The sequence below is a fragment of the Burkholderia orbicola genome (assembly GCF_900100915.1).
Lineage (GTDB): Bacteria > Pseudomonadota > Gammaproteobacteria > Burkholderiales > Burkholderiaceae > Burkholderia > Burkholderia orbicola.
On sequence record NZ_FNKW01000002.1, the window covers coordinates 1,300,135 to 1,323,217 of the forward strand.

Genomic DNA, 23,083 nt, shown 5'->3' on the forward strand with positions numbered 1-23,083 from the left:
GTGCAGGCGGTTCATGTCGGGTTCAGCGCGCCGCGAGCTGCGGCTTCGCGCCGTCCCACAGCGCCCACTGCCCCTGCTTCACGACCAGATAGACCGTGCGCGCGCCGGCGACGCGGCGCGTCTGCGGATCGAAGCGCACCTTGCCGAAGATCACGCTCGGCACGTCGCTGATCTTCGCGAAGCCGTCGTGCGCGGCCTGGCGCGTCGTGCCGTAGCGGCGCAGCACCTCGGCCGACAGGATCAGCGCATCGTAAGCACGCGCGACGAACGAATCGGGATCGGCGTGGAATTTCGCGCGATAGCGCTGCACGAACGCCTGCACCTCGGGGCGCGGTTCGGCCGGGAAGAAGTTCGATTCCGTATAGACGCCTTCGACGGCCGTGCCGCCCAGTTCGAGGAACTTCGGCGAATACACGGAGCCCACCGCCGCGATCGGCAGTGCAACGCCCGACGTGCGCGCCTGACGCACGATCTGCGCGCCGTCCGCGTAGTAGGAGATCAGCACGATCGAATCGGGCTTCGACTCACCGATGCGCACGAGCGTCGAGCGGAAATCCTTCTCCGCCGGCTGGTAGCCTTCGGCCGCGACGACCTGCGCGCCGAGCCCCGTCACCGCCTTCACGAAGATGTCCTTGCTGGTGCGGCCCCAGTCGGTATTCAGGTATAGCACAGCGATCCGCTTGAAGCCGAGTTCCTTCACCGCATAGCGCGCGAGCAGCGGCTGCTCCTCGGCCTGGCTCAGCGCGGTGCTCCACAGATAGTCGCCGCCCTTCGTGAAATCCGGATGCGAATTCGTGAAGCCGAACTGGATCAGTTGCCCACGCTGGTAGATCGGCGACGCAGCCATCGACGTCGCGCTCGAGAAATCGCCGAGCTCGATCGCGATGCGCGGATCAGCGACGAACTTCTGCGCGATCGCCACCGCCTGGCGCGGATCGCTGCGGCTGTCCTGGAAGTCGATCGCGAGCGGCCGGCCGTGAATGCCGCCGCTGCCGTTAATCTCGTCGAGCGCGAGGTCGAAACCGCGCTTCCACTGCTCGCCGTATTGCGCGTCCTGGCCCGTGAGCGGCCCGCTCACACCGATCACCACCGGCTCGCCCGACACGCCGGCCGCGAGCGCGCCGCCCGTCGACAAGCCCCATGCGGCAGCGAGCGCCGCCACCGTGCCCAGCACGCGCCGCCATGCGCGGCGTGCGTCGTTCCCCGAAACGTTCATGCGTCCCCCAGCTTCAGTCAATCGAAAAGAGTGAGGGCATGTAACCATCCGGGTCATAGCGTTCCAACGAAGTTTTGTGCATATCGATATCGCATGCGGCGCGAAGCGGATGACGTTCGCGATCGACGTGAATGCCTGCTGCCTCGACCGACATGCGGGCATGCATCGCATCGCGTTGATTCGATTGGCATTTCGTTCTCGTCACCCCGCGCAACCAGCGCGCATGCGCGCAGGGCCGGCCGCCGCGACGGTCGCGCCCTTCGCAGTTTTCCCGCTGTCGATAGCAAAAATCATTATATGAATCGCGCATGCTCACACTCCTACAATGCGCAAATCGCATTATCGGAACGCGTCATGGAGCTGCATCAACTCGAAGCCTTTTCCGCGGTCATGTCGGCCGGCAGCGTGACCGGCGCGGGCGAACTGCTCGGCCGCTCGCAGCCGGCCGTCACGCGGCAGATCCAGGAACTCGAAGCCGATCTCGGCTACGCGCTGTTCGACCGGCACGGCCCGCGCGTCACGCCGACGCGCCGCGCGTTCCTGCTGTACGAGGAAGTCGAGCGCTCGCTGGTCGGCCTGCGCGCGATCGAGGCGCGGGCCCGCGCGCTCGGCGATGAAACCGCCGAACCCGTGCGAATCGCGGCCACGCCGTCGCTCGCGGCCACGCTCGTGCCGGCCGCGCTCGCCGCGTTGCCGGACGACGCGCACGCGCCGCACTACCAGTTGCGCAGTGAATCGGCCGAGCATGTCGTGCACGAGGTGCTGGCCGGCACGGCCGATGTCGGCGTCGTCACACTGCCGATGGCGCATGCCGGGCTCGACGTGCACTGGATCGCGCAGACGCCCTGCGTCGCCGTGCTGCCGGCCGACGATCCGCTCGCGGCGAAACCGCGCATCGCACTGCGCGACCTCGCGCGACGCCGCATCGTGACGGTCGCGAACCGGCACCGGCTGCGCCAGCGGATCGATGCGGCGTTCGCGGCCGCGCGGGTCGATGCGCGCGTGTTCATCGAAACCAATGCGTCGCTGAATGCGGTGATGGCCGCGCGCGCGGGCATCGGGATCGGCATCGTCGATCCAGCCACCGGCGTCGCGCTGCCGGTGGAGGGTGTCGTCGCGCGCGCGCTCGACGTCGACATTCCGTTCGCGTTCGGCGTCGCGACGCCGGCCGGCAAGGCGCGCACGGCGGCCGTCGATGCGCTGCTCGACGCGCTGCATCGCACGACACGCACGCTGCTCGACGACGTGATCTTTCACGACGCGGCCGCGCACGATGCGCTGCTGCGCGGCGACCGGCTGCGCACCGACCGCACGGCGCGCCCGCCTCGCCCGACCCGTGCGCGCCGCGCACGCCCGGAGGCCGCATGACGGCCCAGCTCGACGCACTCGAAGCCCGGCTCGCGCAGGACCTGCGCTGGCTCGACCTGCCCGCGCCGTCATGGGTGCCGCCGCGCGAAACGGACGGCGTGCGCGTGCTCGACGTGGCGATCGTCGGCGGCGGCATGGCCGGGCTCGCGGCGTCCGCCGAACTGCGCCTGCTCGGCATCGACAACCAGTGCGTGATCGACCGCGCGCCGGCCGGCTACGAAGGCCCGTGGGTCACGTTCGCGCGGATGGAGACGCTGCGTTCGCCGAAGCAGCTTGCGGGCCCCGCGCTTGGCCTGCCCGCGCTGACGTTCCGCGCGTGGTTCGAAGCGCAATACGGCCGCGACGCGTGGGACGCGCTCTACAAGATTCCGCGCCCGCAATGGATGGAGTATCTGCGTTGGTATCGGCGCGTGCTCGACCTGCAGGTGCGCAACGACACGACGCTCGTCGCGCTGCGCCCGCGCGACGACGGGCTGCTCGCGCTCGACGTGCACGGCAACGGCGAAGCGCAGACGCTGCTCGCGCGGCACGTCGTGCTCGCAACCGGCCGCGACGGGCTCGGCGGCCCGTACGTGCCGCCCGTCGCGCAGCGCGCGCCGCGCTCGCGCTGGGCCCATTCGTCCGAGCCGATCGATTTCGCCGCGCTCGCCGGCAAGCGTGTCGGCGTGGTCGGCGCGGGCGCATCCGCGTTCGACAACGCGGGCACCGCGCTCGAAGCCGGCGCCGCGCGCGTCGACCTGTTCTTCCGTCGCGCGGACATTCCGCGCATCAACAAGCTGACCGGCATCGGCAGCCCGGGCCTCGTGCACGGCTACGCCGATCTCGACGACGCGACGAAGTGGCGTTTCATGCACTACGCGCTCACGTCGCAGACGCCGCCGCCGCGCGACAGCGTGCTGCGCGTCTCGCGCCACGACCATGCGCATTTCCATGCGGGCAGCCCGATCGAGACGCTCGCCGACCATGCGGACGGGCTGGACGTGACGACGCCGCGCAGCCGCTACACGGTCGATTTCCTGATCTTCGCGACGGGCTTTCATTCGGACTGGACGACGCGCGACGAATTCGCGTCGTTCGGCGCGCACGTGCGGCGCTGGAAGGATCGCTATCGGCCGGAACCGGCGCTGTGGCTCGACGAGCTCGCCGAGTCGCCCGATCTCGGCCCCGCGTTCGCGTTTCAGGAGCGCGAGCGCGGCGCGTGCCCGGCCGTCACGCGCATCCACTGCTTCAACCATGCGGCGAGCCTGAGCCACGGCAAGCTGTCCGGCGACATCCCGGCGATCAGCGCCGGCGCGCAGCGGCTGGCACGCGGCATTGCGAGCCGGCTGTTCGATGCCGATCGCGACCGCCACTACGACGCGCTCGTCGCCTACGCGAATGCCGAACTGCAAGGCGACGAATGGCGCGACGCCGACGCCCTCGATCACTTTGACGACGAAGGAACACCGAAACGATGACTGACTCCCTCACGCCGGCCGCGGTGCCGGATACGATCGATGCGGCAGCCGGCTTGCGGGAAGGCGACGTCGTCGCCGCGCTGCGCCGCGCCCGCGACAAGGTGCTGCTGCCGACGCAACTGAGCGAAGCCGCGCTGTTCGATCCCGCGCTGCCCGATCTTTCGCTGATCGAGCGGCTGCATGCGGCACGGTATGTCGCGCGGCAGTCGAATGCACACGCGCTGGCCGACATCTATCGCGCCCGATTGCTCGACGCAGGCGGCACGCTTGCCGACATCGAACGAGCCGATGCCGACGCGCTCGACGCACTGCCGCGCCGCCTCGGCGCGATCCTGTTGCACGCGAAGCGCCTGACGCACGCGCCGGTCGACGCGCGCGCATCCGATCTCGACGCGCTGAAATCGGCCGGACTCACGACACCCGCGATCGTCGCGCTGTCGCAGCTCGTCGCGTTCGTCGCGTATCAGTTGCGTGTCGCCGCCGCCGCGCGGGCACTTCAGGCACGTGCCGCAAAGGAGGCCGCATGACGACGGCCACTCACGGCTTCACATCCGACACGCTCGGCTGGCGCGCGTGGCTCGACACGGTCTCGCTCGACGCCGCGACGCCCGAACAGCTCGCGGTGCTCGAAGCGAGCCATCCGCAAGCGAAAACGTCCGACTATTACCTGCTGCTCGTCCATCTGCCCGAGATCCTGCGGCAGCGCTCGGGCGTGTTCAACGCGATCATGTACGGCCCCGGCGGGCTGTCGCGCGCGGAGCGTGAACTGGCGAGCACGGCTGTGTCGCGCGTGAACGGCTGCGTGTACTGCGCGTCGGTGCATGCGCAGCGCTTCGCGCAACTCGCGAAACGCACCGATGCAATCGAACAGGTGTTCGACGATCCGGCGACGGCCGGCACGACGGCGCGCGAACGCGCGATCGTCCGCTATGCGATCGCGTTGACCGAACGGCCCGACGCGATCGGCGAAAGCGACATCGCCGCGCTCGAAGCCGAAGGGCTCACGCATGAGGAGATTCTCGACCTGTCGCACGCGATCGCGATCTTCGCGTGGGCGAACCGGTTGATGCTGACGCTCGGCGAGCCGGTGTTTCCGGAATCGGCGGCCGGCGCCTGACCGCGCGCAGGAACGTGGCGCGGCCCTGCCCGCGTCACGCCTTGTGCGTCGACAACAGGATGCTCGTCTCGGTATTGGCAATCCCGTCGATCAAGCGGATCGCGCCGAGCACACGATCGAAGTGCTCGAGCGAATCGGCATGCAGTTCGGCGACGAGATCCCAGCGCCCGTTCGTGCTGTGGATCGACGCGACGTTCGGATGCCCGCGCAGCACCTTCACCACCTCCGCGCCGCGATTGCCCTGCACCGCGATCGACATCAGCGCGCGAATCCGGTGCCGTTCGGCGGCCGGCTTGAGCCGCACCGTATAGCCGACGATCACGCCGTTCTTCTCGAGCCGCGTGAGCCGGTTTTGCACGGTTGCGCGCGCCACGCGCAATTCTTTCGCCAACGCGACGACAGGCAGTCGCGCGTTGTCGCGCAGCAGCGCGATGAGCTGACGGTCGACGTCGTCGAGCGTGATCATGAACGGCTTTCCTGTTGAGCGTGAACCGGCCGCCAGCGTGCCGGAGGCGGCGCATGCCGGCCAGCTTGAATTGATCAAACTGCCGGAACGGGCTGGCAATTTGCCAAGTCTATCGATAAATCTGCCACTTTTGCCGTCTTTTTGTTGGCTCGACTCGCGGAAATAATGACTCCATCGACCGGCCGACCCGGCGCGCCGCTGCCTTTCCAGGAAGCCCGGATTCGCGCCGAAGCCCCGCCCGGTCGACCAGAACGCCGGACCCCCGTACCGGCACCGAATATGGAGACAGACCGATGACTCGCTTCCTCGACGTTCCCGCCACCGCCCGCCTGATCGCCCAAACCGGCGTCACGACGTTCCTGCGCGAACTGGTCGACACGCTGCGCGCCGACTACCTGCACTGGGCCGATTTCGACAAGTCGCCGCGCGTCGCGTGCCACTCGCGGGACGGCGTGATCGAGCTGATGCCTGTGGCGAACGCGTCGTTGTTCGCGTTCAAGTACGTGAACGGCCACCCCGTCAATGCGGCGCGCGGCATGCACACTGTGATGGCGTTCGGCGCGCTCGCCGAAGTCGATACCGGCTACCCGCTGCTGCTCGCCGAACTCACGCTGACCACCGCGCTGCGCACGGCCGCCACGTCGGTGCTCGCCGCGCAGGTGCTCGCGCGGCCCGATGCGCGCTCGATGGCGCTGATCGGCAACGGCGCCCAAAGCGAATTCCAGGCGATCGCATTCCACACGCTGCTCGGCATCGACGAAATCCGCGTGTTCGACGTCGATCCGCTCGCGACCGACAAGCTCGTGCGGAACCTCGCCGCGTACCCCGGCTTGCGCATCGTGCGCGCCGCTTCGACCGCCGACGCGGTGCGCGGCGCCGACATCGTGACGACCGTCACCGCCGACAAGGCGTTTGCCACGATCGTCACGGCCGACATGATCGAGCCCGGCATGCATGTGAATGCAGTGGGCGGCGATTGCCCGGGCAAGACCGAACTCGAAGCGGGCGTGCTGCGCGCGGGCCGCGTGTTCGTCGAATTCGAGCCGCAGTCGCGCATCGAGGGTGAGATCCAGCAGATGCCGGCCGATTTCCCGGTGACCGAACTGTGGCGCGTGCTGCAGGGTGAGACGACCGGCCGCGAACGCGCGGACGAAGTCACGGTGTTCGACTCGGTCGGCTTCGCGCTCGAGGATTACTCGGCGCTGCGCTACCTGTACGCGCTCGCGCAGCAGCACAACGCGGGCGTCGAGATCGCGTTGATTCCGCCGGCCGTCGATCCGAAGAACCTGTTCGCGCTGATCGACGACCCGGCCGCGATCGCGCACGGTCACACGGCGTTCGTGACCGAAGCCGTCGCCGCGTTCGCGCGCTGACCGTCATGCGCGGGCGGCCCGTACGCCGCCCGTTTTCCTGCCCTTCGCTCCCGCCCCTCATGAATCTCGTATCGATCCAGGCGCCGTCCGCCGTCGTGATGATCCGGCCGCACCGCTTCGTGCCGAACCCGCAGACCGCTGCCGACAACGCATTCCAGCGCACGGCCGCAGGCGGTTCTCACGACATGTCGGCGGTGTCGGCCGCCGCGCGCGACGAAGTCACGGCCGCCGCGCAGACGCTCGCCGATGCGGGCGTGCGCGTGCACGTGTTCGACGACCACGGCGAGCGCGACACGCCCGACTCCGTGTTCCCGAACAACTGGTTCTCGACGCATCCCGGTGGGCATATCGCGCTGTATCCGATGCACAGCCCGAACCGCCGCCGCGAGCGGCGCGCGAACGTCATTGAAATGCTGAAGGCCGAGTACCGCGTACAGGACGTGATCGACTACTCGGGCCTCGAATACGACGACGTGTTCCTGGAAGGCACCGGCGCGATGGTGCTCGATCACGTCGCGCGAATCGCGTACACCGCGCGCTCGCGCCGTGCCGATCCGGTCCCGCTCGAACGCTTCTGCACGCACTTCAATTTCGAGCCGATCTGCTTCGACACGGCCGATGCGAACGGGCGGCCGATCTATCACACGAACGTGATGATGAGCGTCGCGACCGAGTTCGCGATGGTCGGCCTCGACCTGATCGCCGATAGCCGCCGCCGTGGCGAGATCGCGCAACGTCTGAGCGAAACGGGGCGCGCGGTGATTGCGCTCGATCCGTCGCAAATCGCGAATTTCGCGGGCAATACGCTGGAATTGTCGGGGAAGAATGGGCGCGTGCTCGCGCTGTCGAGGCGCGCGTTCAACTGTCTCACCGGTGAGCAGCGCGTGACGATCGAACGCTCCGCGCGACTGCTGCCGCTCGACGTGCCGACGATCGAACTGGCCGGCGGGTCGGTGCGCTGCATGCTCGCAGGGATTCATCTTGCGCGGCGTTCGGCAGCGGCGCATGACGGCGTGGAAATCGAATCAGAGGAAAAGCGGCGCGATGCGGTGTCGGTATCGCACGCCTGAATGAAACGGGCGTCGACGTCGCGCCATGGTTGCTGCGACGTCGACCGGATGCTTCGATCTGCGAACGAGATCGAAGCATCCCAAGCTGCGCTCACCCGCCCAGCAGCTTCAACCCGGCCGGCAGCGTTTCGCCGAACACCCGCACCGTATCGGCTTCGTCAAACGCGATCGCTTCACGAACCATGTCGATCCACGCCACCGATGCATTCGCCGCCGACAGGCGCTTGATGACGGCTTCGCGCGTATCGTCCGGCAGATCGCGCGAACGGTCGCCGGTCATCCGCGCAATCTGTGCAGCCGCGAACGCAGCCGGCTCGACCTGCTTCCAGTCGAGCGCGAACAGCGCATCGAGCCAGCCGATGACGATTTCCGCCGGCACGACGCTGTGCGCGCTGCCATAGAACGGCCGCCGCGCACCGATGCGCCCGAGCGCCCACGCACACAACGCACGTTCGGCCGGCTTCTGCAATTGCGCGATCAGGCGCTCGGCCAGCTCGACCTTGCGCTCGACGGGCAGCCGTTCGAGTGACGCGGACAACCGCGTCATGTCGGCCGGCCCGACCTTGGCCGGATCGAACGGCAGCTTGCGCCGCTTGTCGTCGGACGGTTCGAGGAACGCGATCGCGTCGCGCACCTGCGTCTGCGCGTCGTCGTCGAGGCCGCCGGCCACGCGCCGCCACAGCGTCCACCACTCGGACCACACCTGTGCATCGGTCACGTACTGAATGCCGTCGTCGAACAGCGGCCACAGCTGCTCGATGCGCCACGCGTCGAGCGGATGACCGAAACCCGGACGCAGGCAATACCCGGCGAGATTCAGCCACGCGCGCTCGTGATCGGCCGAGCGACGCCGCCGCCGCGCCCGCGCGAGCAACGCGTCGAACAGTTCGCGTGCAAGCGCAACGTCCCACTCTTCGCGCGCGCCGAGCACCTGTTCAAGTTGCGCGCGCAACCGGCGCGTGTCCTTCGGCGTCACGCCCGCGGCCTTGCTGCCGAACGAGCGCTCGATCAGCTCGAGCGCCTGGTCGAGCCGCGGATGCCGCGCGGGCGCCGCATCGTCGCCTTGCACGGGCGCATCGCCGCGCAACTGGAATTCGAGCCGCCAGCGGCGCGCCGCGTCGTCGGTCGCGATGCAATGCATTTCGAGCGTGCCGACCTCGGTCAGCGACGCGGTGAGCTTCACCGGCGTTTCGCGCGCGTCGCTGCCCGCCTTCGCGTCGACGACCGTCGCGATCGGCGGCAGCCGCACGAAATCGCCGCCGTCGAGATCGACGAGATCGCCGGGCTGGTACTTCGTGTCGACCACCGTCGATACGAGGTGGAATCGCACCGGCTGCCCGAGTTGCAGCGCGAACGTGCGATCGTCGAGATGAATCTCGCGGCCCTCTTCCGCGCCGCGCGGCAGCAGGCAGACGCCGCGCGCGACAGCACCCTCGGCGCCATCGTCGAGCACGAGGAAATAGCTGCGCGCAGAGCCGCCGCCGATGCGCGGCGCATGCCCGGCGCGCGCAAGCCCGTAGGCCACCGCGCCGCGCGCGACGGCCACGTCCGGATGCGCGTTGTGCAGCACGTCGAGCGGTGCGCCGCGCCACGTACCGAGCGTCTGCGCGAGACGGCCGGCGAGCGCGTCCGCGCGGAACACGCCGCCGTTGAGCAGCAGCGTGTCCGGCAGCGGGCCTTCCGCATGACGCTTCAGGAACGCGGCGACGTGGCGCGTGACGGCCGCGTCGCTCGCATACGGCAAGCCGAATTCGACGATCGCCGCGCGCGCACGGCGCGGCAATTCGCCGGCCTCCACCTGCGGAAAGAACCCGTCGACGACGATCTGCTCGACTTCCTGTCGCGTCAGCTCGGCCGAACGCGCGCCGCCGACGAGCTTGCTGCCCGCGCCGAGCAGCGTGACGGTGACGGACGCGGGCGCGTCGTCGCCGAGCAGCCGCTCCTTCGCCGCGCGGCAGCGCTCGACGAGTTGCGACAGGCTCGCGGCCGACAGCCGCGTACCGGGCTCGGTCAGCCGCGACTCGACCAGGCGCGCGAGCGCGAGATCCATGTTGTCGCCGCCGAGCATCAGGTGATTGCCGACGCCGACGCGCGTGAAGGTCGGTTCGCCGTCGTCGCCCGGCGCGACGTCGACGAGCGTGAGGTCGGTCGTGCCGCCGCCGACGTCGCAGATCAGCACGCGCCGCGCCGCGGTGAACGTGTCGCGCAACGTGTCGCGCTGGCCGTGCAGCCAGTCGTAGAACGCGGCTTGCGGCTCTTCCAGCAGCCGCAGCGCCGGCAGCTTCGCGCGCCGCGCGGCCTCGACGGTCAACGCGCGCGCGCCGTCGTCGAACGACGCGGGCACCGTCAGGATCACGTCCTGCTGCGCGAGCGGCGCATCGGGAAAATGCGCGTTCCACGCATCACGCACATGCGCGAGATAGCTCGCGCTCGCATCGACCGGCGACACCTTGTCGACGCCATCGGCCGCGCCCCACGGCAGGATCGCCGCGAGCCGGTCGACCGCGGAGTGCGACAGCCAGCTCTTCGCGCTCGACACGAGCCGGCCCGGTACCTGCGCGCCGAGCATGCGCGCGTAGCGGCCGATCACGGCCGCCGGCGCATCGGCCGCGTTCGCCTTCGTGTTTACCTTCGGATCAGCCGCCCACGGCAGCCGCAGCGCGTCCGGCGGCAACTCGCCCGCCGCCGGGTGATAACGCACCGACGGCAGCAACGGCTGCGCGGCCACCGCGCCGGGGCCGACCAGTTGCTCGACGTCGAACACGCGGATCGCGTCGGAACCGGCCTCGACGTACGCGACGACCGTATTACTGGTGCCGAGGTCGATGCCGACCGTATAACGCTTCATCGCGCTCAGGCGGCGCCGCGCACGTCGAACTCGACCTTCCAGCGCTCGTTCGTGCCGCTCGGGATCGCCTCGAGTTCGAGCGTCCCGGCTTCGGTCACGCGCGCATGCAGCTTCACCGGCACGACTTCGCCGACGGTGCGCCCTTCGGCGGGCAGCGTCGCCTGGATTTCCTCCAGCTCCTGCAGCTCTTCCGGCGACCAGTAGTCGAGCAGCGTACCGACCTGGTCCTGACGACGCACCGACGACCCGAAGAAGCGGAACTGCACCGGTTCGCCGACGACGAGGCCGAACTCCTGCGGCGGCAGCGCCGCGTCCGAGCCTTCCTCCATCCCGAACGGCGCGACGCACAGCGCCTGCACCGGCGGCTCCAGCCCCGGCACCGCGGGCATCGCCGATTCGATCGCGACGTAGTACGCACGCGCCGTGCCGCCGCGAATGCGCACGCCACGGCCGCGCTTCACGTAGCCGTAGTACGCCGCGCCGCGCGCGACCGCGAGATCGAGATCGGCACCTTCGAGCAGGCGGGCGGGCGGCGCGCCTTCGGCGGCGAGCCAGTTGTTGAGCGTATCGAGCACGCGCTGCGTGAGCAGCGTCGACTTGAACACGCCGCCGTTGAACAGCACGGCGGTCGGATGCAGGAACGTCGCGCCCTGCGGCAGCGTGCGCTGCACGCCTTCGAGCGTGTCGAGCGCCGCGACCTGGCGGCCGAGGAACGCCGCGAGATGGCGCGTGATGCCGGCGTCCTGCGCATACGGCAGGCCGAGCTGCGTCAGGCCGACGCGCGCGCGGCTCACCGGGCGCGCGGCCGCATCGACCTGCGGGAAGAATCCTTCGAGGATCGTCTGCGTGAGTTCCGCGCGCGTCAGTTCCGTGCGGATCGAGCCGCCGATCAGCTTCGAGCCTCGGCTCGGCACGACGAGCGGCACCGCGTCGGTCGTCGGGTCGGACAGCAGCGTTTCCTTGGCCGAGCGGCACGCGTAGGTCAGCGCGCGCAGTTGCCACGGATCGGGCTGCGTGCCCTGCTGCGCGAGCTTGCGCGCGACCACGTGCGCGAGCGCGAGGTCCATGTTGTCGCCGCCGAGCAGGATGTGCTCGCCGACGGCCACGCGATGCAGTTCGAGATTGCCGTCGCGCTCGACCACCGCGATCAGCGACAGGTCGGTCGTGCCGCCGCCGACGTCGACGCACAGGATCAGGTCGCCGACCTGTACCTGCTTGCGCCAGCCGCCTTCGCTCTTCTGGATCCAGCTGTAGAGCGCCGCTTGCGGCTCTTCCAGCAGCGTCATCCGCGTGTAGCCGGCGGCGCGCGCGGCTTCCGCCGTCAGTTCGCGCGCGGCCGGATCGAACGATGCGGGGATCGTCACCGTCACGTCCTGGTCGGCGAACGGCGCGTCGGGGTGCGCGTGATCCCACGCTTCGCGCAGGTGCGTGAGATAACGGATCGAGCTTTCCAGCGGCGACACGCGGGCCACTTCCGGCGGCGCATCGCTCGGCAGGATCGCCGCGCGGCGGTCGACGCCCGGGTGACACAGCCAGCTCTTCGCGCTCGACACGAGGCGGATCGGCGTGCCGGCGCCGCGCGTGCGCGCCATTTCGCCGACCGCGAAGCCGCGCGAATCGGTCCACGGCAGCGTCAGGTCGCCCTGGGTCAGTTCGCTTTCATGCGGCAGGTAGAGGAACGACGGCAGCAGGTCGCGCGACTCCAGCGCGCCGGGTGCGGTCAGTTGCGCGATCGGCAGCACCTGCTGCACGATCTTTTCGCCGTCGCTCGTGCTGCTGTCGACGTACGACAGCGCGCAATGGGTCGTCCCGAGATCGATACCGATCGAATAGCGCGGATCGCTCACAGTTCCACCTCCGCCGGTGCGATCACCGATGCGTCGTGGCTGCCCGTCAGCTTCGGCAGGCGCACGTCGGACACGCGCCAGCCGCGATGGCTGACGGTGCCGGTGAACGGCGCGGAGCCGACCACGTTGCCGGTCACGCGCACGGCCGTCGCGTCGAAGCCGGCCGGCAGTGTCACGCGGCTGCCTTCGGCTTCGTCGCGCACCGGCACGATCGTGAAGTGTTCGCGCAGCGCGGCGCGGCAACCGTCGTGCACGAGGCGCGCGGCCGCGCCGATGTCGGCGTCCGCGTAGCCGGCGATGTCTTCCTCGACGAAATCGATGAAGCGCGCATCGCGCTGCAGCAGGCCGAGCAGTTGTAGGGCAGCCTGCGGGCTCGCTTCGCGCAGCTCGGGGGCCGGCGCCTTCACCGGCGCGGGTGCGACGGGCGCGGCGGCGGGTGCCGGGGTCGGGACGGGTGCAACGGGTGCCGGCGCGCCATCGCGCACGCGCAGTACGTCGGCCGCGAACTCGCGATTGCCGAGCACGGAGAAGAACGTGCCGACGGCCAGCGACAGCCGGCCGAAGAAGGACAGATTGGATTCGGGCATGGGGTCTGGACTCCTGTGGGCTCGCAGCACGGCGAGCGTTTCTTGCCTGGGCGCCCGGCGGCGGCGTGCGGCATGCGCACTGGCGCCGCCCGGCGCGTGATTCGAACGCGCCCTCGCGGGTGCGGAAAACCCGTATTTTGCCCTGTGGCGGGCGAACCGGGCAGAAGTTGGGGGACAGAACATGGCGGCGCGGCGGTTTCGGCCACGCCGGATCGTGCCAGATTGCATGTCAGGCGCGCTCGATCGGGATGCTGCGCCACGTCAGCGCGTGTACCCCCGCAGCGCCGCCTTCGCTTCGAAATCGCGCGACAGCATGCCGAGCGTGACTTCGCCGAAGCGTGCCAGGAGCGACGCTTCGGCCTCCTTCAGCGTCGCCGACAGATGCGCGTTGACCGCCTGTTCGACCAGGCATTCGGGCTCGTCCTCGGGCACCAGGTCGGAAAACAGCGGCGGCTCGCCCACCGCGCGATAGACGTCGAGCAGCGTGATGTCGTCGAGCGCGACGCTCAGCGCCCAGCCGCCGCCGTGCCCCTTCTCCGACTGCACGTAGCCGCAATCGCGCAACCCGCCGAGCAGGCGCCGCACGACGACCGGGTTCGTGCACAGCATCGTCGCGATCGTCTCCGACGTCAGCGGGCCGTCGGCCTGGTCCATGTGGATCAGCGCATGCAGCATGCGCGACAAACGGCTGTCGGTTCTCACGGGCGGAGCTCCCCTCTCTCGAAACTTCTGAAGTTGCATGAATGATATCACTGCCCTATCATGCAACTTCTCGTGTTTCATGAGTTGGCCGCCAGCGGAACACGTCTGTCCGTCACGCAGGTTCAGAAAGGAGTGGATGCATGGATACCCATCATGAAGTGATCGTGATCGGCGGCAGCTTCGCGGGGCTGTCGGCCGCGATGCAACTGGCGCGGGCACACCGCCACGTGCTCGTGATCGACGCCGGCCGGCCGCGCAACCGATTTGCCGAACACGCGCACGGCTTCTTCGGGCAGGACGGCAAGCCGCCCGCGCGGATCGTCGCCGAAGCCGCCGCGCAACTCGCCGCGTATCCGACCGTGCAGCGCATCGAAGGCGAGGCGCGCACCGCCGAGCGCGACGCTAACGGACGCTTTCACGTGACGCTGGCCGACGGTAGCCGCGCGAGCGCCGACCGGCTGATTCTCGCGACCGGCATCCGCGACGAACTGCCCGCGCTGCCGGGGCTCGCGGAACGCTGGGGCGTCACCGTGCTGCACTGCCCGTACTGCCACGGATATGAAGTGAGCGGCCAGCGGCTCGGCGTGCTCGCCACGCATCCGCTGTCGGTCCATCAGGCGATCCTGATTCCGGACTGGGGCCCGACGACGTGGTTCACGCAGGGCGTGGTCGACGCGAACGAAGAGGAAGCCGCGTTGCTCGCGGCGCGCGGCGTACGCATCGAGCGCTCGCCGGTCGTCGAGATCCTCGGCGATGCGCCGCGTATCGACGCGCTGCGGCTCGCCGACGGTCAGCTCGTGCCGATCGACGCACTGTTCATCGGCGCGCGCACCGACATGGCGAGCGACCTCGCGCAGCAGCTCGGCTGCGCGTTCGACGAAGGTCCGCTCGGCACCGCGATTCGCGTCGATACCTGGAAGCAGACGAGTGTCGCCGGCGTGTACGCGGCCGGCGACGCGTCGAGCCTGATGACCAATGCGACGTTCGCCTCGGCATCGGGCGTGGCGGCGGGGGTGGGCGTACATCGGTCGCTGATTTTCGGGCTGAACGCGTAGGTGGGTGGGCCGGCGGAGCGTCGCGATCGATTCGGAAAACTCAATGTATCGGGCGAATGGGACAGACGCGTTCCGGTCATCCTCGGCGTCGTGGCCCCACGCCACGCTGATGGCTTCGCCGCGCGATCTGCGGTTTAATGCTCGACACCCTCCGCATTAAGAGCCATGAAATGCTCGACCTCGACGACCTTCGACTCGTCCGCGCGATCGGCACGTCGCGCTCGTTAGCCGCTGCCGCCCGGCTGCTCGACCTCACGCCGCCCGCGGTCACGATTCGCCTGCAGCGGATGGAGGCACGGCTGAACGCGAGGCTCGCCGTGCGGCAGCCAAAAGGAATCGCGCTGACCGACGAAGGGCAGCGGCTGTACCAGGAAGCCGTCGGCATTCTCGAGCGCGTGGAGGCGCTGCCGGTCAACATCGCGGGCGACCACGGCGACGTGCAGGGCACGCTGCGCGTCGTCGCTCCGCTCGGCTTCGGCCGCAAGTACGTCGCGCGGATCGTGCGCGACGTGCAGCGCGCGCATCCGAAGCTCGAAATCTCGCTCCACCTGTCGGAGAGCCCATTGACCAGCGCATCGGGGGCCGACGTGGTCGTGCATGTCGGCAGCCTCAAGTCGTCTTCGTGGATCGGCTATCCGCTCGCGCCCAACGAGCGTTTCCTGTGCGCGAGCCCCGGCTACGCGCGCCGCCTCAAGGACCTGAACCATCCATCCGACCTGACGCGCTACGACTGCCTGTGCCTGCGCGAGAACGATGAAGACATCCCGCGCTGGCGCTTCTCGCCCGGCCGCGGCGTCAAGGGCGAATCACGACGGGCTACTGTCATCCGCGTCACCGGCGCGCTGTCGTCCAACGACGGCACCGTCATCACCGAATGGGCGCTCGCCGGGCTCGGCATCGTCGAGCGCTCCGAGTGGGACGTCGCCCCGCTGCTCGCGAACGGCAAGCTCGTGCGGTTGCTGCCCGGCTGGAGCCTGCCGCCCGCGCCGGTGACGGCGCTGCTGCCGTCGCGTACCGGCCGCTCCGCGCGGCAGCGCGTGTTTCTCGACGCCGCGCGGCAGTTTCTCGATCCGCCGCCGTGGCGCGGCAAGGCGTGAGCCGGAGCCGCGATCCGCGAGATTCGATGGATTAAATTCTGCTTAATGCCGGATTAGTCGTGCATTAAACATGATGCGAGCTAGCCGCCGTACAGTGTCCACATCGACAACCCCGCCATCGGACGCATCGTGGACCTTCACACCCTCAACACCCCCGCCGCATTGATCGATATCGACCGCATGCAGCGCAACATCGCCCGCATGCAGACGCATCTGGACGCGCTCGGCGTGCGGTTCCGGCCGCACGTGAAGACCACCAAGTGCCGAAACGTCGTCGACGCACAGATCGCGGCGGGCGCGCAGGGCATCACGGTGTCGACGCTCAAGGAAGCCGAGCAGTTCTTCGCGCACGGCATCCGCGACATCGTCTATGCGGTCGGCATGGTGCCCACCAAGCTCGGCCAGGCGCTTGCGCTGCGCCGCCAAGGCTGCGACCTGAAGATCGTCGCCGACAGCCTGCCGGCCGCGCACGCGATCGCCGCGTTCGGGCGCGAGCACGGCGAACGTTTCGACGTGTGGATCGAGGTCGACGTGGACGGCCACCGCTCGGGCATCCCGCCCGACGCCGACCTGCTGATCGACGTCGGCCGCGCGCTGACCGACGGCGGCATGCTGCTCGGCGGCGTGCTCGCTCACGCGGGCTCCAGCTACGAATACGACACGCCCGAGGCGCTGGCCGCGATCGCCGAACAGGAGCGCAGCCGCACCGTGCGGGCCGCGGAGCGCCTGAGGGCCGCCGGGTTGCCCTGCCCCGTCGTGAGCATCGGGTCGACGCCCACCGCGCTGGCGGCGGAACGGCTCGACGGCGTGACCGAAGTGCGCGCCGGCGTGTACGTGATGTTCGACCTCGTGATGCACAACGTCGGCGTGTGCGAACTGTCCGACATCGCGCTGTCGGTGCTGACCACCGTCATCGGCCACCAGGAAGAGAAAGGCTGGGCGATCGTCGACGCGGGCTGGATGGCGATGAGCCGCGACCGCGGCACGCAGCGCCAGGCGCACGATTTCGGCTACGGGCAGGTCTGCACCGAAGCCGGCGACGTGCTCGGCGGCTATCTGCTGAGCGCCGCCAACCAGGAACACGGGATCGTGTCGCGAACGGATACGCCGGATACGGGCATCGCGCAGCGTTTTCCGATCGGCACGCGGCTGCGCATCCTGCCGAATCATGCGTGCGCGACCGGCGCGCAGCATCCCGAATATCAGGCCGTCGGCGATGACGGCGCCGCGCAGACGTGGCCGCGCTTCTACGGGTGGTAAGTGAAGTCCGGCGTGCATGCCGGATCATCCATTAATTGACTATTTGTCCAATTCTGGACAAACTTTAAATACTCTCGATTCGTCCCGCACCGAACAGCCCCCGACCATGCCGACCGACGCCCGCCTCCTTCTCCTCGACCGCGATGCCGTCGAGCCCGCCCTGCAGGCCGAGCAAGTGATGGCGGCCGTGCGCGAAGCCTTCGTGCTGCACAGTCAAAGGGCCGGACGCGTATTCCCGGTGGTGCGCGAGAAGCTGCATACCGGCGGCGTGTTCGGCATCAAGTCGGGCGACGTCGCCGGCCAGGATCTGCTCGGCTTCAAGGCGGCCGGATTCTGGCCGGCCAATCGAACCGTCGGCGGCGAGCCGCATCAGGCCACCGTCGCGTTGTTCGATCCGGCGACGGGCCGCCCGCTGTGCATCATGGACGGCAACGCGATCACCACCGCGCGAACCGGCGCCGCAGGGGGCCTCGGGCTGCAACAGCTCGCACGGCGCGACAGCACGCGGCTCTGCGTGTTCGGCACGGGCGTGCAGGCGCGCGTGCAGCTCGACTACGCGCTCGCGCTGCTGCCGCGGCGGTGCACGGTGCAATACGTGACCGTGAGCGGCGAGCCGGACCCGGCATTCGAAGCGCACTTCGTCGAACGATGCACGATCGGCGTAGCGCGCGACCGGAACGAAGCGGTCGCCGATAGCGACGTGGTGATCACGGCCACGCCCGGCGGCGGCCCCTTGTTCGACGCGGATGCGGTGCAGCCAGGCACCCATCTGACCTGCGTGGGCGCCGATACTGCCGGCAAGCGCGAACTTCCGGCCGGCGTGCTGGAACGCGCGCGCATCGTCGTCGACGATCACGATCAGGCGCGCGGCATCGGCGAGTGCCAGTGGGCGCCGGATTTGCCGCGCACGGAAATCGGTGACATCCTCGCGGGTGCGACATCGGTCGAGCGTGCCGCGCACGAGATCACCGTCTTCGACATGACGGGGCTCGCGCTGCAGGATCTGACCGTCGCGCGCTTCCTGTATCGGCACGCGCTCGACAACGGCAGCGGAACCTCCGTTCCGTGGCCCTGGTAAAACGACTTCCCGCTTTCAACCGCCATGCGTCTCGCCAAAGTTTCCGCCCTCTCGTTCGACCTCGACGACACCCTGTGGCCGTTCGGGCCGTCCGTCGTCCGGGCCGAGGCGACGCTGCGCACATGGCTGATCGAGCACGCGCCCGATACCGCGAGCGTGCTGCCGACGCAACAGGCACTCAGCGCACTCCGTGAGGAATACGAACGGTTGCGCCCGGATCTCGCCAGCGACTATCGCGCGATGCGAATCGGCTCGATCCGGCTTGCGCTGGAACGCGCGAACGAAGATGTCTCGCTGACCGATCGTGCCTACGACGTCTTCTACGCGGCGCGCAATCGTGTCGAATTCTACGAAGACGCGTTGCCGGCGCTGGCGTGGTTGAGCGCCCGCTTTCCGTTGATCGCGGTCACCAACGGCAACGCCGACCTTCGGCTCACCGGCGGCGACGAATTCTTCCGCACGACGCTCAGCGCGCGTGCATTCGGCTTCGCCAAGCCGGAGCCCGAGATCTTCCATGCGGCGGCGGACGCACTCGGCGTGCGTCCGGCCGAATTGCTGCATGTGGGTGACGACTTCCACCTCGATATCGTCGGCGCGTTGAATGCGGGGCTTCAGGCCGCATGGGTCGTGCGCGAGCCGCGGGCAGAAGAAAAACCGACGCTGCAGCAGGCGGAAATGCCGCATCTCACGTTGCGTGATCTGGCGATGCTGTGTCGTGCGCTGGGCGGGCCCGACACCGTTTCGTGATCCTGGGCGGGCGCGGCGCGTCATGCCGATGCGGCACATGACCCGCCGCCCGTTTCACTTTCACGCCGCCTTCCTCGCGTCCGCGATCCGCTGCGGCGCCTTCGGCCGCGCATACAGCCGTTCGAGATACGCGCGCAATTGCGGGAACGGTTCGATCAAGTGGCATTCGCTCGCCCAGTCGATCAGGTAGGCCGTCACGCAATCGGCCACCGTCAGCGAATCGCCGACGATGAATTCGCGCCCTTCGAGATGCGTGTCGAGAATCGCGGCCATCGTCGTGAAATCCTCGCGGGCCAGTTCGATATCGGCCGGCGAGCGCTTCTCCGGCGGATAGAGGAACGTATGCCGCGTGATCCGCCACAGCGGCTGCTCCAGCTCCGTCACCGCGAACATGATCCATCGATAGGCGTGCGCCCGCAGCGCCGGATCGACGGGCAGCAGCGCCTTCTCCGGGTACTTGTCCGCGAGATACAGCACGATCGCGGCCGATTCGGGAATCACGAGGTCGCCGTCCACCAGCACCGGCACCTTGCCGGCCGGATTGAGGCGCAGGAAGTCGGGCCGCTTGTGCTCGCCCTCGAGCAGGTTGACCGACACGAATTCGAAATCCGCATCCAGTTCCTTCAGCCCCCACAGCGCCCGTTGCGAGCGGGTGCCGGCAAATCCGTAAAGCTTCATCGCCAGTCTCCATCCAGAACATCATAAAAATATCTGCCGCATGCCGGGCACGACACGTCGCGCGAAGCGACGCGCGACGCCCCGCAGCGCGCGTCGCTCATGCGCCGGGAATCGCCAGCACCGGCATCACGTCCACCGACACGCCCGGGAACAGCGTGAAATGCGGATGACCTTCGAACAGCGCGGCGGCCGCCTCGTGCGACGCCGCCCGCACGACGGTGAAGCCGCTCAGCGCATTGGTCGTGTCGTGGATGCCGCTCGCGTCGATGCGCTTGGTCTTGCCGAGCGGGCCGCCCAGCTCGACGATTGCGTCGCGATGCCGGTCGACCCACGCATGCCACGCGGCGATGCCGTCACGCTCGCGGGTGCGCCGCTCCTCCTCCGGCAGCGCGATCCAGGCCTTCATCGCCGGGCTATCCTGGGTTCCGAGAAATACGGCGAGATACAACGGTTGTTGCGCACTCATGCCTGCTCCTCCGATGACGGACGCGGCGGGTTGCCACGCCTCGACCTTGACAAGATAGGTTGATATCAACACAATTGCAACATGGCACGCAAAGAAAAGCTTCCCTTCGAAACGACGCTGATGGTGCGCGATTGCTGCCTGTGCCTGCACATGCAGCGCGCGGCCCGTAATCTGGCGCGCATCTTCGACGACGTGCTGCGCCCGCTCGACCTCACCAACGGCCAGTTTTCGCTGTTGATGTCGTTGAACCGGCCGCAACCGGCCCCGATGAAATCGGTCGCATCGCTGCTCGCGATGGACCGCACCACGCTCACCGCGGCGCTCAAGCCGCTCGAGCGGCGCGGCCTCGTCACGATCGCGCAGGACCCGGACGACCGACGCAGCCGCCTGCTGGAACTCACGCCAGCCGGGCACGAGCTGCTGGCCGAAGCGTTCCCGCTGTGGCAGCAGACGCATGCCGAGATCGAGCGGCCGTTCGCGCCGGGCGAAGTCGACCAGTTGCGCGGCCAGTTGCGCACGCTGTCGATCGAGCCGGGGTCGCGCGACTGAGGCAGCGCACGGATCGTGCTGCAGCCGTCATGCGCACGTTCTGTCACACGCTGTCAGCAGACATTGCGCATGCCGGTCGCACCGCCCGATTCGATGGCAATATCGCTCGGCACGACAACCGATCCGGTATTCACGAGGAGACGAGCATGGGCAACAACGAGAAAGGCGCGATTTTCCGGTCGCTTCACCGCGCGGGCCAGCCGCTGGCGCTGTTCAACGTGTGGGACGCCGGCAGTGCACGTACGGCGGCCGACGCGGGCGCCGTCGCACTGGCCACCGGCAGCTGGTCGGTCGCGGCAGCCAACGGTTTCGGCGACGGCGAGCAGATGCCGCGCGCGCTGATGATGGAAGTGCTGGAGCGGATCGTGCGCGCGACGGACCTGCCCGTCACCGTCGACCTCGAAAGCGGCTACGGCGAGCGGCCGGAAGAGGTCGCCGAGACGATCGCACTCAGCATCCGGGCCGGTGCGATCGGCTGCAATCTCGAAGACAGTTTTCCGGCCACGGGCGAACTGCGCGACGTCGACGAAGCGGCGGCCCGCCTCGCGGCAGCCCGGCAAGCGGCCGATCGCGCGGGCGCCGACTACTTCATCAACGCGCGCACCGACGTGTTCTTCACGGCAGCCGCCGATACGCACGACGAACGATTGCTCGACGCGACGCTGGCGCGCGCTCGCGCTTATGCGGCGGCCGGCGCCGACGGCCTGTTCGTGCCGGGTCTACGCGCGCCGGCGCTGATTCGCGCGCTGACGGCCGCGTCGCCGCTGCCGGTGAACGTGATGCGCGTCGCGGAAACACCGACGCTCGCGGAACTCGCCGATTACGGCGTGGCGCGCATCAGTCACGGGCCGTATCCGTATCTGCAGGCGATGAAAGCGCTGGCGGCGCTGGTCAAGCAAGGCGGCTAACGCATTCAAGGGGCAGCGGGCGGGCGCTCGCGCGTCAAACGATTACATCGCATGTAATTGGCGCGCGACACGCCCGCTCCTACGCTTCGTGTGTCGCGCAGTCTGCTGCGGCACCTGCATCGCGCATCGATCGGCCCCATGACCGACGATGGCACGCGGCACCTGCTCGACGCGCACACCCAGCGTACGGACCAATGATCAGGAAACCTTGATGAAATCGATGAACGCGCGCAGCGCCGGCGGCACGAGACGCCGCCCCGGGTAATACAGAAAGGGCCCCGAAAACGGTCGCCACCACGGTTCGAGCACTGGTTCGAGCGCGCCGCTGTCGAAATGCGGGCGCACCCAGTCTTCGAACAGATACAGGATCCCCGTCCCGGCGATCGCCGCGTCGACCATCAGGTCCGTCGCCCCGCCAATCTGGACCAGCAGCGGCCCGGCGGCCGGCTCGACCCGCACGACCTCGCCGTCACGCTCGTACTCCCACGGCGGCATCGCGCCGCTGGCGAAGCGTCCGCGCAGGCACCGATGGCCGAGCAGGTCGCGCGGATGCCGCGGCCGGCCGTGCCGGTCGAGATAGCCGGGCGCCGCCGCGGTCGCGAACCGCTGGATGCGCGGGCCGATCGGCACCGCGATCATGTCCTGTTCGAGCCGTTCGTCGTAGCGGATGCCCGCGTCGCAGCCGGCCGCCAGCACGTCGACGAAACTTTCGTCGGCGGTCACTTCCAGCCGGATGTCCGGATACGCCTCGAGAAAGCGCGGCACGATCGCCGGCAACACGAGCCGCGAGGCGCTGACCGGCACATTGAGCTTCAGCGTGCCGGCCGGTCGGCCGCGGAATTCGTCGATCCCGTCGAGCGCCGCCGCCACTTCGGTCAGGGCGGGCGCGAGACGCGCGAGCAGGCGCTCGCCGGCTTCGGTGGGCACGACGCTACGCGTCGTGCGGTGCAGCAGCCGCACGCCGAGCCGCGCTTCCAGCCGGCGCACGGCCTCGCTCAGCCCCGACGCGCTGAGGCCCGTCACGCGTGCGGCGTCACGGAATCCGCTGGCGCGTGCCACGGCCATGAACGCGTTCAGATCGCCCAGATCGTTTTGCATTGTTCGCCTTTTCGTACAACCCGTGCGAATTATGCCGGCTTATCGCGCAGGCGACTCGTCCTTATGCTGAACGCATTCATCTCTTCGACAGGAGTA

At 68.8% G+C, this 23,083-nt stretch carries 24 protein-coding genes; 14 read left to right on the top strand and 10 right to left on the bottom strand.

Translation table 11 applies throughout. The features are described from left to right. Positions 1–22: 22 nt before the first annotated feature. Both BLS50_RS22760 and BLS50_RS22765 read right to left on the bottom strand, forming a co-directional pair. Complete coding sequence (locus BLS50_RS22760) at positions 23–1,216, bottom strand: ABC transporter substrate-binding protein (protein WP_074804240.1); 1,194 nt, start codon at positions 1,214–1,216, stop codon at positions 23–25. A 13-nt stretch (positions 1,217–1,229) separates the two neighbouring features. Further along, positions 1,230–1,526, bottom strand: coding sequence for a hypothetical protein (locus BLS50_RS22765; protein ID WP_256334111.1), 297 nt, complete (start codon positions 1,524–1,526; stop codon positions 1,230–1,232). A 44-nt stretch (positions 1,527–1,570) separates the two neighbouring features. Between BLS50_RS22765 and BLS50_RS22770 the strand changes: the two genes are divergently transcribed. Genes BLS50_RS22770 through BLS50_RS22785 form a run of 4 tightly spaced genes read left to right on the top strand, consistent with a single transcriptional unit; the run spans position 1,571 to position 5,158 of the window. Further along, positions 1,571–2,584 carry a LysR family transcriptional regulator gene (locus tag BLS50_RS22770; RefSeq protein ID WP_012338678.1) on the top strand — a complete coding sequence of 338 codons (1,014 nt, stop codon included), beginning with the start codon at positions 1,571–1,573 and terminating at the stop codon, positions 2,582–2,584. Beyond that, positions 2,581–4,041, top strand: coding sequence for an NAD(P)-binding domain-containing protein (locus tag BLS50_RS22775; RefSeq protein WP_074804242.1), 1,461 nt, complete (start codon positions 2,581–2,583; stop codon positions 4,039–4,041). Before BLS50_RS22770 ends, BLS50_RS22775 begins: the two co-directional genes overlap by 4 nt. Then, a complete protein-coding gene (locus tag BLS50_RS22780; RefSeq protein ID WP_074804244.1) occupies positions 4,038–4,568 on the top strand; it encodes a CMD domain-containing protein in 531 nt (176 codons plus the stop codon). Before BLS50_RS22775 ends, BLS50_RS22780 begins: the two co-directional genes overlap by 4 nt. Then, a complete protein-coding gene (locus tag BLS50_RS22785) occupies positions 4,565–5,158 on the top strand; it encodes a peroxidase-related enzyme (protein WP_023476118.1) in 594 nt (197 codons plus the stop codon). Before BLS50_RS22780 ends, BLS50_RS22785 begins: the two co-directional genes overlap by 4 nt. Positions 5,159–5,192: 34 nt before the next feature. On the opposite strand, the gene BLS50_RS22790 is transcribed toward BLS50_RS22785, so the two are convergent. Further along, positions 5,193–5,624 carry an Lrp/AsnC family transcriptional regulator gene (locus BLS50_RS22790; RefSeq protein ID WP_006479718.1) on the bottom strand — a complete coding sequence of 144 codons (432 nt, stop codon included), beginning with the start codon at positions 5,622–5,624 and terminating at the stop codon, positions 5,193–5,195. On the opposite strand from BLS50_RS22790, the gene BLS50_RS36030 reads away from it, so the two are divergent. The 3 genes from BLS50_RS36030 (at position 5,623) to ctlX (ending at position 8,067) form a co-directional block, all read left to right on the top strand. Then, positions 5,623–5,790 (top strand): hypothetical protein, encoded by a 168-nt coding sequence (locus BLS50_RS36030; RefSeq protein WP_155123361.1) that lies wholly within the window; start codon positions 5,623–5,625, stop codon positions 5,788–5,790. The genes BLS50_RS22790 and BLS50_RS36030 overlap by 2 nt on opposite strands. Positions 5,791–5,917: 127 nt before the next feature. Then, positions 5,918–6,997 carry an ornithine cyclodeaminase gene (locus BLS50_RS22795; protein WP_074804246.1) on the top strand — a complete coding sequence of 360 codons (1,080 nt, stop codon included), beginning with the start codon at positions 5,918–5,920 and terminating at the stop codon, positions 6,995–6,997. Between the two features lie 59 nt (positions 6,998–7,056). Then, on the top strand, positions 7,057–8,067 hold the full coding sequence (gene ctlX, locus BLS50_RS22800) for a citrulline utilization hydrolase CtlX (RefSeq protein ID WP_074804248.1): 1,011 nt from the start codon (positions 7,057–7,059) through the stop codon (positions 8,065–8,067). 91 nt (positions 8,068–8,158) lie between these two features. Here the strand turns inward: ctlX and BLS50_RS22805 are convergent, their stop codons facing one another. The 4 genes from BLS50_RS22805 to BLS50_RS22820 form a co-directional block, all read right to left on the bottom strand. Further along, entirely contained in the window at positions 8,159–10,915 is a 2,757-nt protein-coding gene (locus tag BLS50_RS22805; RefSeq protein WP_074804250.1) for an Hsp70 family protein, read from the bottom strand. A gap of 5 nt (positions 10,916–10,920) precedes the next feature. After that, complete coding sequence (locus BLS50_RS22810; protein WP_074804252.1) at positions 10,921–12,762, bottom strand: Hsp70 family protein; 1,842 nt, start codon at positions 12,760–12,762, stop codon at positions 10,921–10,923. Next, complete coding sequence (locus BLS50_RS22815) at positions 12,759–13,349, bottom strand: DUF2760 domain-containing protein (RefSeq protein ID WP_027807116.1); 591 nt, start codon at positions 13,347–13,349, stop codon at positions 12,759–12,761. Before BLS50_RS22815 ends, BLS50_RS22810 begins: the two co-directional genes overlap by 4 nt. A gap of 261 nt (positions 13,350–13,610) precedes the next feature. Continuing rightward, the gene (locus tag BLS50_RS22820; protein WP_006479723.1) at positions 13,611–14,051 is read right to left on the bottom strand and encodes an RrF2 family transcriptional regulator; all 441 of its coding nucleotides are present in this window, start codon (positions 14,049–14,051) and stop codon (positions 13,611–13,613) included. Positions 14,052–14,191: 140 nt separating this feature from the next. Here BLS50_RS22820 and BLS50_RS22825 point away from each other — a divergent pair, with 140 nt between their 5' ends. The 5 genes from BLS50_RS22825 (at position 14,192) to BLS50_RS22845 (ending at position 19,288) form a co-directional block, all read left to right on the top strand. Then, on the top strand, positions 14,192–15,106 hold the full coding sequence (locus BLS50_RS22825; protein WP_074804254.1) for an NAD(P)/FAD-dependent oxidoreductase: 915 nt from the start codon (positions 14,192–14,194) through the stop codon (positions 15,104–15,106). Between the two features lie 137 nt (positions 15,107–15,243). Beyond that, positions 15,244–16,203, top strand: a complete 960-nt coding sequence (locus BLS50_RS22830) for a LysR substrate-binding domain-containing protein (RefSeq protein WP_074804256.1) — start codon at positions 15,244–15,246, stop codon at positions 16,201–16,203. Between the two features lie 129 nt (positions 16,204–16,332). Further along, positions 16,333–17,463, top strand: coding sequence for a DSD1 family PLP-dependent enzyme (locus tag BLS50_RS22835; RefSeq protein ID WP_074804258.1), 1,131 nt, complete (start codon positions 16,333–16,335; stop codon positions 17,461–17,463). Between the two features lie 106 nt (positions 17,464–17,569). Then, a complete protein-coding gene (locus BLS50_RS22840) occupies positions 17,570–18,541 on the top strand; it encodes an ornithine cyclodeaminase family protein (RefSeq protein ID WP_074804260.1) in 972 nt (323 codons plus the stop codon). A gap of 24 nt (positions 18,542–18,565) precedes the next feature. After that, entirely contained in the window at positions 18,566–19,288 is a 723-nt protein-coding gene (locus BLS50_RS22845) for an HAD family hydrolase (protein WP_074804262.1), read from the top strand. Between the two features lie 60 nt (positions 19,289–19,348). Here BLS50_RS22845 and BLS50_RS22850 read toward each other — a convergent pair whose 3' ends face one another. Together BLS50_RS22850 and BLS50_RS22855 are read right to left on the bottom strand one after the other, a co-directional pair. After that, positions 19,349–19,966, bottom strand: coding sequence for a glutathione S-transferase family protein (locus tag BLS50_RS22850; RefSeq protein ID WP_027807122.1), 618 nt, complete (start codon positions 19,964–19,966; stop codon positions 19,349–19,351). Between the two features lie 97 nt (positions 19,967–20,063). Then, the gene (locus tag BLS50_RS22855; RefSeq protein WP_027807123.1) at positions 20,064–20,432 is read right to left on the bottom strand and encodes a hypothetical protein; all 369 of its coding nucleotides are present in this window, start codon (positions 20,430–20,432) and stop codon (positions 20,064–20,066) included. A gap of 81 nt (positions 20,433–20,513) precedes the next feature. Here BLS50_RS22855 and BLS50_RS22860 point away from each other — a divergent pair, with 81 nt between their 5' ends. After that, a complete protein-coding gene (locus tag BLS50_RS22860) occupies positions 20,514–20,981 on the top strand; it encodes a MarR family winged helix-turn-helix transcriptional regulator (protein WP_074804264.1) in 468 nt (155 codons plus the stop codon). Positions 20,982–21,127: 146 nt separating this feature from the next. Beyond that, a complete protein-coding gene (locus BLS50_RS22865) occupies positions 21,128–21,889 on the top strand; it encodes an isocitrate lyase/PEP mutase family protein (protein WP_074804266.1) in 762 nt (253 codons plus the stop codon). A 198-nt stretch (positions 21,890–22,087) separates the two neighbouring features. Here the strand turns inward: BLS50_RS22865 and BLS50_RS22870 are convergent, their stop codons facing one another. Further along, entirely contained in the window at positions 22,088–22,987 is a 900-nt protein-coding gene (locus BLS50_RS22870) for a LysR family transcriptional regulator (RefSeq protein ID WP_074804268.1), read from the bottom strand. Positions 22,988–23,083 lie beyond the last annotated feature (96 nt).